General features: G+C 56.7%; 12 protein-coding genes. 6 read left to right on the top strand and 6 right to left on the bottom strand.

Annotation, left to right across the window (positions count from 1 at the left end; translation table 11 throughout):
• Positions 1 to 43: 43 nt before the first annotated feature.
• Together traL and L6D80_RS21210 are read right to left on the bottom strand one after the other, a co-directional pair.
• On the bottom strand, positions 44 to 328 hold the full coding sequence (gene traL / locus L6D80_RS21215) for a type IV conjugative transfer system protein TraL (RefSeq protein ID WP_054893910.1): 285 nt from the start codon (positions 326 to 328) through the stop codon (positions 44 to 46).
• The gene (locus tag L6D80_RS21210; protein ID WP_054893911.1) at positions 325 to 936 is read right to left on the bottom strand and encodes an OmpA family protein; all 612 of its coding nucleotides are present in this window, start codon (positions 934 to 936) and stop codon (positions 325 to 327) included. Before L6D80_RS21210 ends, traL begins: the two co-directional genes overlap by 4 nt.
• 222 nt (positions 937 to 1158) lie before the next feature.
• On the opposite strand from L6D80_RS21210, the gene L6D80_RS21205 reads away from it, so the two are divergent.
• From L6D80_RS21205 to L6D80_RS21190, 4 genes are all read left to right on the top strand, one after another.
• Positions 1159 to 2031 (top strand): hypothetical protein, encoded by an 873-nt coding sequence (locus L6D80_RS21205; protein WP_054893912.1) that lies wholly within the window; start codon positions 1159 to 1161, stop codon positions 2029 to 2031.
• Between the two features lie 64 nt (positions 2032 to 2095).
• Complete coding sequence (locus L6D80_RS21200) at positions 2096 to 3856, top strand: type IV secretory system conjugative DNA transfer family protein (protein WP_054893913.1); 1761 nt, start codon at positions 2096 to 2098, stop codon at positions 3854 to 3856.
• Positions 3849 to 5123 carry a hypothetical protein gene (locus tag L6D80_RS21195; RefSeq protein WP_054893914.1) on the top strand — a complete coding sequence of 425 codons (1275 nt, stop codon included), beginning with the start codon at positions 3849 to 3851 and terminating at the stop codon, positions 5121 to 5123. The genes L6D80_RS21200 and L6D80_RS21195 overlap by 8 nt, the downstream gene beginning before the upstream one ends.
• 11 nt (positions 5124 to 5134) lie before the next feature.
• The gene (locus L6D80_RS21190) at positions 5135 to 6040 is read left to right on the top strand and encodes a hypothetical protein (protein ID WP_023383780.1); all 906 of its coding nucleotides are present in this window, start codon (positions 5135 to 5137) and stop codon (positions 6038 to 6040) included.
• Between the two features lie 46 nt (positions 6041 to 6086).
• Here L6D80_RS21190 and L6D80_RS21185 read toward each other — a convergent pair whose 3' ends face one another.
• The 3 genes from L6D80_RS21185 to ligA all read right to left on the bottom strand — a co-directional run bounded on the left by L6D80_RS21185 (position 6087) and on the right by ligA (position 9903).
• Positions 6087 to 6626: a YcbK family protein gene (locus L6D80_RS21185; protein ID WP_023383779.1), complete on the bottom strand. Its 540-nt coding sequence runs from the start codon at positions 6624 to 6626 to the stop codon at positions 6087 to 6089.
• 142 nt (positions 6627 to 6768) lie between these two features.
• A complete protein-coding gene (locus L6D80_RS21180; protein WP_023383778.1) occupies positions 6769 to 7836 on the bottom strand; it encodes a toprim domain-containing protein in 1068 nt (355 codons plus the stop codon).
• Positions 7837 to 7896: 60 nt separating this feature from the next.
• On the bottom strand, positions 7897 to 9903 hold the full coding sequence (gene ligA / locus L6D80_RS21175; protein WP_023383777.1) for an NAD-dependent DNA ligase LigA: 2007 nt from the start codon (positions 9901 to 9903) through the stop codon (positions 7897 to 7899).
• Positions 9904 to 10025: 122 nt separating this feature from the next.
• Between ligA and L6D80_RS21170 the strand changes: the two genes are divergently transcribed.
• Positions 10026 to 10922, top strand: coding sequence for a recombination-associated protein RdgC (locus L6D80_RS21170; protein ID WP_023383776.1), 897 nt, complete (start codon positions 10026 to 10028; stop codon positions 10920 to 10922).
• An 80-nt stretch (positions 10923 to 11002) separates the two neighbouring features.
• Positions 11003 to 11383, top strand: a complete 381-nt coding sequence (locus L6D80_RS21165; protein WP_023383775.1) for a hypothetical protein — start codon at positions 11003 to 11005, stop codon at positions 11381 to 11383.
• Between the two features lie 41 nt (positions 11384 to 11424).
• Here L6D80_RS21165 and L6D80_RS21160 read toward each other — a convergent pair whose 3' ends face one another.
• Positions 11425 to 11820, bottom strand: coding sequence for a hypothetical protein (locus L6D80_RS21160; protein ID WP_023383774.1), 396 nt, complete (start codon positions 11818 to 11820; stop codon positions 11425 to 11427).
• Positions 11821 to 11830 lie beyond the last annotated feature (10 nt).

Below are 11830 nucleotides of genomic sequence, written 5' to 3'. Positions count from 1 at the left end.
CTATCGAATACATAACGCGTACAAATAAAGTCGTTCGAAAGCTTTAGTAGAAGTAGTCGCGCTTCGAAGAGTCGTCGTAGTGTTTATTCAGCCCCATGACGCCTGCCTCGTAGCAGAGGTGATGCAGAATGCCGTCCAGTGCACCGCTCTTGAAACGCTTAAACCGCTTTACTGCGTACCAGCCGCCGGCGAGGGAAGCGATGGTTGCCCAGCCCCCCAGTGCGATACCTGCGCCCAGGCAGCCAATGAAGATCGCAGCCTCATCGATTTCCCAAAAAAGTAATTGCGTCTGACTGTCAACGTAGCGCGGGATATCGATCTCCTTCACAGAGGTTTCCCCGCAGCTTTAACGATGTCGACCTCGACCCGACGGTTCATCGAGCTATCGGAGCTAGATACAGGGTCACGCTTGCCCCGGCCGTAAACCTTGATGTTTTTCTTCTTAACACCGTGCCGAACCAGGTAACGCGCAGCTTCGATGGCGCGGTTCTCGGACAGGCGCTGGTTGTAAATCGCCTCGCCCACTTCGTCCGCATAACCGATCAGGGTGATGGTGCTGCCGACGCGAAGTGCGTCAGCGATGACGTTGGTCAGCGGCCACCAGCCCGTAGGCATGCTCTTGTCGAAGTCAAAGTAGAGCGTGGTCCGCGTGTGACGGGCCTCCTCGGCGATCTTTGCATCTTCTGCATCGAGCAGAGCCTCTTCTGCCGGCATCAGGGCCCGAGGCCTGGCTGGCTCAGTCACCGTCCAGACCGGAGATTCGGCTTTCTTCTGGGTGTCGCGAATGGATTCAACAAGCGCGTGCCCTGCATGCGCGGGCTCAATCGCAACGCCGTAGCTGTCTGGAACCACTACCTGTCGCACATCAACGGCACCCGCGGTGCTTGCTGAGAGCGCAAGCGACGCAAGCAGAATGGCTCTGTTCAAGGTGATCATAGGATACTCGTTGGTTTGGAATGCTAAATAACACGTAGCGATAATACAGATAGTTGGCTTTTTGTTGCAACCGTCCTCTTGTGGCGCCTAAAATATAGCGACGTGTTACGTATTGCAAACGCTTTTGGCGATTTCGCGGTCTAGCCCCACCACCTTATCAGCAGCTGTGCTTCATACCCCTGCATTAGGTATTCCCTCTTTGCAGAGTCGTAGGAGTCAAAAATGCAAACCAGAACAGACGCAGCAACCCACCAAAGCTCGGCCAACGGCGAATCGCTGTGGGCCAGCCAGGGCCAGGCCGCGGCTTCTATTGGCCTGCAGGTGTGGAACAAGGTTGAGAAGACCAATCCTGATGAGACCAAGTCCTTCAACAAGGGTGGTTTCCAGGGGACCGCGATCGCGCCCATCTATCAGATCAAGCGTGCTACTGAGGTTTTCGGACCTTTTGGCCTTGGCTGGGGTGTCGAGCTGATCAGTGAAGCGTACGTGGACGGGAAACCGTTCGTTGTGGATGGCCAGGTCGTTGGTAAAGAAGTCATTCACAAGGTGTACGTTGAGCTGTGGTACCTGCAACAGGGATTCCGCGGTTCAGTGAAGCAGTTCGGCGCTACCACCTACATCACGCGAGATTCCTACGGAATCATCAGTAGTGATGAGGATCACGCCAAGAAAAGTCTCACAGACGCAACTTCAAAATGCCTTTCGTTGCTTGGCTTCAGTGCCGATGTCTTCACTGGCAAATTCGATGACACCAAATATGTCGAGGGTCTCCGCGAGGAAGCCCAGCATGGTCAGGTAAACGAATCAGTTGGAGGCACAACAGGTGCAGCTGAGACTGTTCAATCAGATACCCAACAGCAGACATCGACGCAACCGCCAGAGAAATCTCGGTACCAGAAGTACAAGGATCAGCTGGATCAAATTGCTCAAACCGGGCAGACCGTAAAGGACGTGCCAGGCGTTCGGACCACCATCGAGCAGGACAAGCTCCTGTCGCAGATGGAAATCCAAACGCTTTTGCAATCGCCGCTGCTGCGCTTACCCGCAGCAGAGAAAGACAATGCGCAGGCTTCCGAGTCGAGCGTTTTCCTCTAACCCCCACAACCCGGGCGCCTCATGGTGCTCGGGTTTTTTTGTGCGTAGCTTAAGGCTCACCTCCATGAGTATGGATCAGATACTTCGCTCGAAAATCGGTGGCTTCAAAGACACCCTGGCACTGAGTTCGATCGGTGCTGGTGGACTTCTGACATCGCCTTTTTTCAGCTCTGTGCCGGCCACCCTCCCCCTCGCCATGGGGGCTGCGGGTGCGGCGTACGTGGGCAACCGTGTCTTTGATTTCTGGAAGAACCAGCTCCTCCTTGAGTCGAAGATCAATATCCGCTCGGCTACCGATCTGGCGCACGGAGATGGCTTGCTGCTTGGCTTCACTACCGACACGGGACAGCCTGTACGTGTCCCTGATGAAGACTTCATGCGGCATGGATTTATCCTGGGCCAGTCCGGTGTAGGTAAAACCGTATTGGGCAAACTGATGATGTTCCAGCAGATCCAGCGTGGCGGCGGCCTGACGTTCATCGACGGTAAGATGAATGCGGACGACATTCAAACGATCTACCAGTACTGCGTCTGGGCGGGCCGCGAGCAGGATCTGTTGATTCTGAACCCGGGTAACCCATCACTCAGCAATACATACAACCCCATCCTCAGGGGTGACCCTGATGAGATCGCCGCCCGCATCCTGTCCATCATTCCCTCTACCGAGAATAACCCTGGCGCTGACCACTACAAACAGTCGGCGAACCAAGGCATCACCACCCTCGTAGCGGCAATGCAAGCTGCTGGCCTCGCTTACAACTTCATCGACTTCACGATCCTGTTGATGAACCACAAAGCGATCGAGGAACTGGAAACCCTGCTCAAGAAGACCCAGCCTCACAACCCGGCGACCAAGAACTTCTCCCTGTTCCTTGAGCAATACAAGATCGGCGGAAAGCCGGGCATGGAGAACGTGGTTGACATCAAGCGGATGAAGGAAACGTTCGGCGGTCTTGCCGGCCGGATGTACTTGTTCGGTACGGGGAAATTCGGTGACGTGATGAACACCTACGCCCCCGAGATCGACCTGTTCGAAGCAATCCGGGCGAAGAAGATCATCTACGTCGCTCTCCCGACGATGGGTAAAAACGAAGCCGCCTCCAACTTCGGCAAGATGTTCCTGGGCGACCTGCGTACGGCTATCTCGTGGATCCAGGCGCTGCCTGAAGAGGACCGGCCTAACCCCCCGCATTTCAATTTCATGGATGAGCTGGGCAGTTACGCCGTTCAGTCGCTAGCACGCCCCTTTGAACAGGGGCGCAGCGCGCAGATGGCACTGTTCCCCGCAGCCCAGACCTTGGCCAACCTGGATGTGGTTTCTCCTGACTTCAAAGAGATGGTCATCGGTAACACCTGGACCAAGATCTTTTTCAAGATCGGTACCCAGGCCACGGCCGTTGAGTGTGCAGACCTCATCGGCATGAAAATCGGTATCACGAAGTCATTGAGCGGTACGCAGAACGAAAGCAGTAGCACCCCCCTTCTCAATGTGGCGCCAGAGGGTGGCACCGGTGCTGCCGCCGGCATATCGGTCGGTGAGCGAGAGCAGGAGGAGTACAAGGTCTCGCCGGATGACCTCAAAGCGCTCGGTAAGGGGGAATGCATCATCCAGTACGGCGGAGACCAGATCTTCAACGTCCGGGTGCCGATGATCAGCATCGACAGAAAGCTGCAGAAAGAAATCGGCCCTATTCGAATCAACCACTTCCGCAGGCCGTCCGTTAAGGGTGCGGACTTCTTCAAGAATAGTGACAAGTACCTGGGTGGCAGCGGGCTGCCCACTGGTGGGCGGAAGAAACAACAGGAGCAGCTGAGAGATGAGTAACGTAGAACCTAAGGGCGCTCATGTTGTGCCCGGGCATACCCTTGTGCTCGATGAGAGCACTGAGGGCCAGGGGCAACTGATCAGGGAGGTGATTCAGCGACGCATTGCAGCCGGCGCTGCGGTCTTCGTGGTCGGCTCATCGGTCGATGAATCACTTTTGGGAGCGATGATCGGCGCCAGCACTGCAGTTGGCCGGGGAGCTGATCTGCTCATCGTGAATCCTGGTAGTCCCGCCTTGAGCCATACCTACAACCCGGTGCTGCACACAGCTCCTACCAAGGTCGCGAGCCATGTCTTGAATTTCCTCGCGGATCAGGATGCGACGGCAGGTCACGATTCAACCCCAACCGCAGCTCTTGTTCGGGCGATTGTGTCCTCGCTGCAGCTCGCTGGCCTGCCCTACTCGTACCTTGATCTGGGTATGTTCGTGATGAAGCCTGACGCTATTTCAGCGCTGATCGAACACATGGCCACTGCATACCCTCGTTCAGTGCAGCTGGGAGCCCTGCAGCAGGCCTGCAAGGCCTTTCAGGATGATGTTGGCGACATCTGTGCGGTAAAGCTGAAAGGACGCTTCTCGGGCCTCGCTGGGAGCATGTGCATGCTCGGCGCCGGTAGAGCGGGTGAAGTGTTCAACAGCTACCAGCCTGACGTCGTGCTGCACGAGGCGCTGGTAACACGAAAGATCGTGTATCTCGCAATTCCCTACATCGGCCGAGGCCAGGCGGCGTCCAATCTCCGCCGCATCGTGATCTCGAATCTGGCGGATGCTGTTCTGCGGTCGATCGGTGAGCCTGGTGCACCCACTGCGCTGGCTGTGTTCACCGATCCAGGTGGTTGCAATGACCCGAGCATCGAGCAGCTGCTCTCGCCACAGACTGAGCAGGTGATGAGCGTATGGGTTGCAGCTGGTTCGCTCGACGATCTTGGGCGTGAGTCTCTGGATCTGCGCGAGGCCTGCCTGAGTCGAGCTCGCAACCTGGTTCTGTTCAAACCTCAATCCGAGTCGGCAGCGCAGGTCTATTCGCAGCTGTTGCCTACGGAGCCTGAGCAAGCCCAGGGCACAGGGGATGTGATGCAAAAACTCTTGTCGATGGGCACCACCGACTACGCGATTGTTTCCGGCGAGCACCAGGTGACCTGGGCGAGTGTGGCCACCCCGGGTGAAGTGAGGTTCGCCACAGCGGCCGACATCAGATGGCCGGCCAGGCGCCAGCATGCCCGAATGGCTGGCGCAGATCAATTCACGCAAACAGTTCCGGTTTAAGGGTGGTGCCAATGAACGAATTCACTGATATGCCCCTGGGCAACGAGGAAGAAAATGATGTCTTCGGATCTGAGCTTCTATCTGACGATTCTGGCGGTCTTTCTGATCCTGGCGATGTTCGTAACTGGCTTGAGAGCTTTGATAGCGCCAATCTTTTCGAAGGTCTTGACGCCTTCGATCTTGATAACGCTGCAGACGATGCTCAAGTGGATTTTCTGGGGACTGACGAAACTGTGGTCGAGTCATATCCTTTTGCTGAAGAACTTGGGCTCGCCGCACTCAATAATCTATCGAACCTTGGAGCGCAAAGACGAAAACTGAAGAAGGATGAGCTGCGCCGGCTTGATGAAGAGGATTTCGAGGACGGCGTAACGCGTCTCGCGTTTCGCATCATTAAGGCCAACGTCGAGGCTTTGTTCGCGAAGAAACTGCCGACCGATGTGTATGTGACAGCTGCCCAATGGGTGTTCGGGCCTACCCTTGGCGACTGGGCATTTGATAAGTGCTGTGAGGTGCTTGGAGCTCGCAAGGACGTCATTCGTCTGCGGATCCACTACGAGTTCTGGCGTCGCTGGTACGTGTTCCCGGTCGAGTTTCCTTTCATGATCGACCCCGTGCCAGAAGCTGTTGCGGATGAGATCTTCATCCTGGCCGGTGATGAAGGGTACGATCTTGCTCGGGTAGCGTGGGGGCAGCCTGGCATTCGATCGGCTGACCTGCTGGCACTCGCATCCGGCGGCAATGTCACAGAGGCCTATCGTTCGGCTTTGGAGCGGCTGTGTGATCGATACATGCTGAGTCAGCAAAATGATTGCTGGTACCTCACCGGCCGTAACCCAGCACTGAGGGCCGTGGACCTGGCCTTGCTCCCTCACAAGCCCCTCGTCAACCAGATCTCCTGGTCCAGCATGTTCTAAGCATGATCGGGGGCAGCCAGGCTCTTCATCGAGCGAGAGCCTGGTACTATCCCCGCCAGACCCTCAAATTTCCATCGTCTACGTGAATGAAGTTCCGGCCTGGGTAAACGCCCACGCCGCCGCCCTCAAGATATAGGGCTAGTCGTCGAAGGTAGTCTACCGGTACGCCTGGCACTGTGAGGTCGCAAGCGCCACCTCTTAGGTGCGCAGAGTGCTTTTTGCCACCCACCTTCTTGTTGGTCGACTCTTCGCGATACCCTGAAAGCACGATGATGGGCTTCGTTATCCCGTGAATTTTGAACCAACCTTGAATTCCTGCGACGATGTCCAGGAGCACAGGGCTCATCTGCACAGCCTTGCCCGTGTGAACATCGCGCATCAGTCGGCACACGGGGTCATAGCCGGACCAATCGAGTCGACCGTTCTGGTAATAGACCTTGTCGACCTCCTCCCACTGCCCGGGTTTGATCTCACGCTTCAGCCAGAGACGTCTGGGTTGATCCCAGAAGGTGCTGGCGCTTGAGAGCAGCGGAGTTGAGGAAGCGGCCAAGCCGAGGGCATATTGCAGGAATGTTCGACGGTCCAAAAGGGGGGCTCCACTTCTCTGAGCGGTGATTTTATCACCCGTATTGATGTATGTGTACGCGTTATGAATCTACCGACACACTCCCCGGGGTCGCATTGTAACAAGCCAAAAAAACCCGGCTGCGAGAGCCGGGTTTGGTGGGTTAGTTTAGGAGGCCACGCATGTGCTTGAGCTGCTCGTTTAAGTCGCCGACCCGGTTGGGTGGATTGAAGGTGCCAAGGTTGGCTTCAAGAGCCACTAGCACTGGCTTGAGGTTCTCTGCAGCCTTGAAGCCCGGCTTATCAGGATCGAGCGCCTGAAGCACGTTCTTCTTGGCCATCATGTTGAACCATTCAGGCTCCCAATTCTCGCAACCAGGAAGCGCGAAGATCGTCCTTTTCGACCCCATTTCGACGGCTGATAACATGTCGATCGGACCTTCGACGATCATGAACTCACTTTCAGAGCCTTCCCAGATCCAAGGAGATTTTCCGCCGTACCGCATGGCCTTCTTCTCCCCTTCTTTGGGTTCACGCATGAGCCTAAACTCAGCAGCACAGTGCGATTGCGACCGAAACCACAGTGGCCGAAATGCACAGGCTGGCGCCTTTTTTTCGGGGTTCCACAGGCCCGCTTTCACCATCAGTTCCTGCCCTGCGACTTCAGTCAAGAACCCCTTGGCTTCCATCGGGTTGTTCGGGATTGTGATGAGGATGCCTCGGTTGCAAGCTTCCCGGGCTACATCCTCAGATATACCCCGGCCAGCAAAGTACTTCAGGGCATCTTTCGAGGGATAACTGCAAGCTTCGGCGACGCGTTGCAATACCAGCGCAAGAGCACTGTCATCGCGTTGGATCGCGTCCATGGGCTTGGGCGGAACATAGTGCTTCAGCAGCTCAACATCGGCGCCCATCAGGTCAAGACCTGCCTCCCGATGAGATTTCCCCCAGTAAAATGCCGCCGCAGCGACCACGTCACCTTGCTCACCGCACGAGTAGCAGAGCCACCCGCCGTTTTTCACGCTGATCTTCACCGAGTGAACGGAAGAAGCTCCGCATTCAGGGTTTGGACAGATGTTGTACCGAATTGCACCTGCTGATGGTCTCGCTTTCGCACCGAGCATGTGCTCGAAGAACCAGTCGAGCGGGACGTTATCTCGCACATACTCAAAGTCGACTTCATAGGCGACTCCATTAGCATCGCGCTTGTATGGTCCATTAGTTACTGACATTTTCTGGTTCTCCAGATGAAATCTTAATGCTCTGTGATGCTTCACGCCGGCCTGTAATACTCAGCCCGCGGCGGCGGCCAATAGCCGGGCTTCATCCCACACATCGATGTCCAGGTCCTTGGCGGCTTCGAGTTTCGAGCCTGCTGCCTCGCCGGCAACGACGAAGCTGGTTTTGCTTGAAACCTTGCTTGAGACCTTCCCCCCGGCTCCTTCGACCAGAGCTTTGGCAGCCTCTCTGCTGAGGGTTGGAAAAGTGCCGGTGAGGACGACAACCTTCCCTTTCAGCGAGGCCCCGCCGATGGCAGCGAAGTCGTTGGGTGTGGTGATCGTGGCCAGCCGATCTGCCTCAGCACCGAGAGTAGAATCCTCGAAGAATCGGGTGATGTTGGTGGCGGTACCATCCCCAACATCCGCGATGGCCAGCAGTTGCGCGTAAGTCGCTGCGCGGAATGCTGACCAGGACCCGAACTGCGCCGCCAGAGCTTTGCTGGTGGCCTCGCCGACACCCTCGATCCCCAGCGAGAAAATGAATCGCGGAAGGTCCGGAGCTTTCGAGCCCTCAATGCCCGCGACCAGGTTCTTCGCTGAGACCGGCCCAAACCCGGGGAGCGGTGCGATGACCTTGTCGTTCAGACTGTACAAGTCGGAAGGCATGCTGATCAGGCCGGCGGCGATCAGAGTTGAGACCGACTTGTCGCCCAGGTTGTCGATGTTCATTCCCAGCCGAGACGCGAAGTGAGCGATCTTGCCCTGCTTCTGTGCCGGGCATTTAATGCCACCTGGGCAATGCAGCTCGACGGCGCCCTGCAGGCGAACGAGGGGGCTACCACATGACGGGCACTCTGTCGGCATCACATAGTGGGAGAGGGTCTTATCGCCGATCGAGGGCACTGTCCGAACGATCTCCGGTACCACATCGCCCGCTCGGCGAACGATGACGGTGCTACCGACCTTGATACCCTTGGCCTCGATCTGATCGGCGTTGTGGAGGTTGGCGCTGGATACCACTACGCCACCGACGCGCACAGGCTTGAGCTTTGCCACAGGGGTCGCAGGCCCCGTTCGGCCGATCTGCACCACAATGTCTTCGACGACGGAGACGGCCTCCTCTGCTGGGTACTTGGACGCAATGGCGAATCGGGGGGTGCGATTGTTCCAGCCAAGGCGTTCTTGGTCGGCGAGGGAGTTGACCTTGAATACGACGCCGTCGATGGCTACTGGGAGGTTGTGGCGATTCGCACCCACCGCATCGTAGAACCCTTTGATGCCATCCCAGCCGTGGACCACGGTCGTTTCCGGGGCAATGCTGAATCCGAGCTCCAGCAAGCCCTCAATGATCTTCCACTGTTTGGTTGCCTTGAACGCAGGGGTGCCGTCGAGCTCTTGGGCGCCATACGCGTAGAAAGACAGTCTCCTGGACGCAGTTACTTTGGGGTCCAGCTGGCGCATGCTGCCGGCGGCGGCGTTGCGGGGGTTGGCGAGGGTCTTCAAGCCCTGGCTCTTGAGGCGCTCATTCACGATCTTAAAATCGCTATTGAGTATGACAACCTCGCCACGAACCTCCAGATCAGTGGCCGCTGGTAGGGTCAGGGGCAAGTTCAGGATGGTTTTGGCCTGTGCCGTTACATCCTCACCGGTCGTTCCATCCCCGCGGGTGACTGCGCGAACCAGGACGCCAGCCAAGTATCGAGCCGAAAGCGCTAAGCCGTCGTACTTCAGTTCAGCGGTGAACTCGATGTCCGCCGGCTGTGACAGCTCATCCACCACAGAGCTTGCAAATGCCCGGGCCTCTTCCTCGTTCATGGCGTCTTTGAGCGACAGCATTGGGACATCGTGTTGTGCTTGGAGGAACTCTTCCAGAACCCGGCCACCGACCCGCTGCGTTGGTGAGTCAGCGGTAGCCAGATCTGGATACGCAGCTTCCAGTTGCTCCAGTTCACGAAACAGGAGGTTGAATTCTCCGTCCGGGATCGTCGGGGCATCGAGTCGGTGGTACGCATCCATGTGTCCAGCGACCTCTGCACGGAGTTGAAGAAGGCGTTGCTCAACCTGGGCGAATTCAGACATGGTTTTTCCACTGGCAGGATAGGTGTGTGCATGATTATAAATCTGCCAGTATTATGCGTACATGTTTCTTTTTCGTGCGCCAAATTGTGCTGGCGGTAAGCCGGCCAGGAGTGAGTTGCATCATGTTTTCGAACCTTCACCTCTACCGGATTACTGAGCCCTGGAGCTTGTCTACGGCCGAGCTTGCGAAACGTCTGGAAAAAAGGGCATTCACTCCCTGTACGGGTAGCGTCATCAAAACCCAGGGTTGGGTGGAGCCCCGGGTTGGCGGTGGCCTCGTGTTCGAGGTGCAGAAGCAGATCCTGCTAAATCTGTGCTTTGAAGAAAAGAAGGTACCCGAGCCTGTATTGCAGCGACACGTGGCGAAGAAGGCGGCCAAGATGCTCTCCGAGAAGGGCTACAAGCCGAGCCGGGACCAGCTCAAGGCGATGAAGGAAGAGGCGTTTATCGAGCTCTTGCCCAGGGCATTCGAGTCACAGAGCACTGAGAAGGTGTGGATCGATACTTCGGCGGGCCTGATCGGCATCGACTGTGGCTCACCGGCGAAAGCCGATGATGTCGTCACTCAAATACATGACGCCATCGATATCCCTGCATCACTGATTCGAACCTCGATGGACCCCTCCTCTGCGATGGCCACCTGGTTGATGAACAACGAATCCCCCGACGAATTCACGGTCGACCGTGAGGTCAACCTGCAGGGGCTGGACCTTGAAAAATCTAAGGTGGGCTACGCCTCGATCAGCCTGGAGCGCGAGGAGATCCGACAGCACCTCCTCGAAGGTCGGCGCCCCGTACGGTTGGCCATGACGTTCAATGAAGAGGTGTCCTTCGTGCTGACTGACAAGTCGACACTCAAGCGCATTGTTTTCCTCGAAAACGTGAACAAAGAGATTCCCGATGAGGAGGAAGAGGAGGCTGCATTCGGCGCGATGTTTCTGACTTACGCCGGCGTGCTGGCAAAGCTCGTACCCGCTCTCATGGAAGCGCTCGGCGGTGAGGAGGCCGCACAGGGATAATCCGATTTGTAGTCGCGTGATGTGCATTACCGGGTACTAGGCAAACGCAAGGCTTAGCCACTCAACCCGGGAGAATGACCATGAAACTGACTATCGACACCGATGTTTGCAAACGTAAGGCTCAAGCTCTGTCGCTTGAACTCGTACTGTTCATCACCGCGTGCTGCATGCGCTTGAAACTGCTCTGCGAGATTGCTGTGATGCTGGCAAAGGCCGGTTATTACAGGATGTTCTTCTCGCAGATCTACACCGCCAGCAACATCGATGTTGACGGTTTTCGTAACGTGTATGAGCTCGAAGGGTATCCAAGTGTCACGCCTGGCTTTGTGCGCTTGCAGTATCGCCAGACAGTAAACGGTCACGAGAAGGCCCGCTCCAGCATGCTGGTTACTGTGCAGGAATGGAATGCAGTGGCCCGTCGTGTGGCATTCGGTTCTGGGCGCTTGGCTCAAGCTGATTAACGTTTTACAGCACCCGGCCTCTCCTGAGGCCGGGTTTTTTATTACTCGCCGTACAGCGCGGCCCATGCCTCTTGGACTGCTTCGTCCGAGGCGTCGCTGAGCTCATCCAGGCTGACGTCCGCATACCCACTAGCATGCAACAGGGCGTCGGCATCTGATGGTGCAAGCCCTCGGCAGATTTTGTGAATTTCTTGGCAGCGGCCATAGTTCCATGCCTCATAAACCTGCGCGTTCCAGGTGATGCCCTTTTCGACGTGTGCGACCAGGTCGCGAGTCATGACATAGGCGCCTAGGTAGAAGATGCAGGAATTCAAAGCGCATGCTGATAGTTCGCCTGGGCTTTCTCCACGACGCTTCGCAATCTCCAAATCAGCCCAGGAGCTCAGGTTCAGTTGGAAGCCAGGCTCCCAAGCAATGGTGGTCAGTTCAGTTTGCATAGTTTCACCA

This window comes from Pseudomonas ceruminis (assembly GCF_021602025.1).
GTDB lineage: Bacteria > Pseudomonadota > Gammaproteobacteria > Pseudomonadales > Pseudomonadaceae > Aquipseudomonas > Aquipseudomonas ceruminis.
The sequence above is the reverse complement of the archived record's forward strand: the minus strand, read 5'-3'. Positions and strand labels throughout refer to the sequence as shown.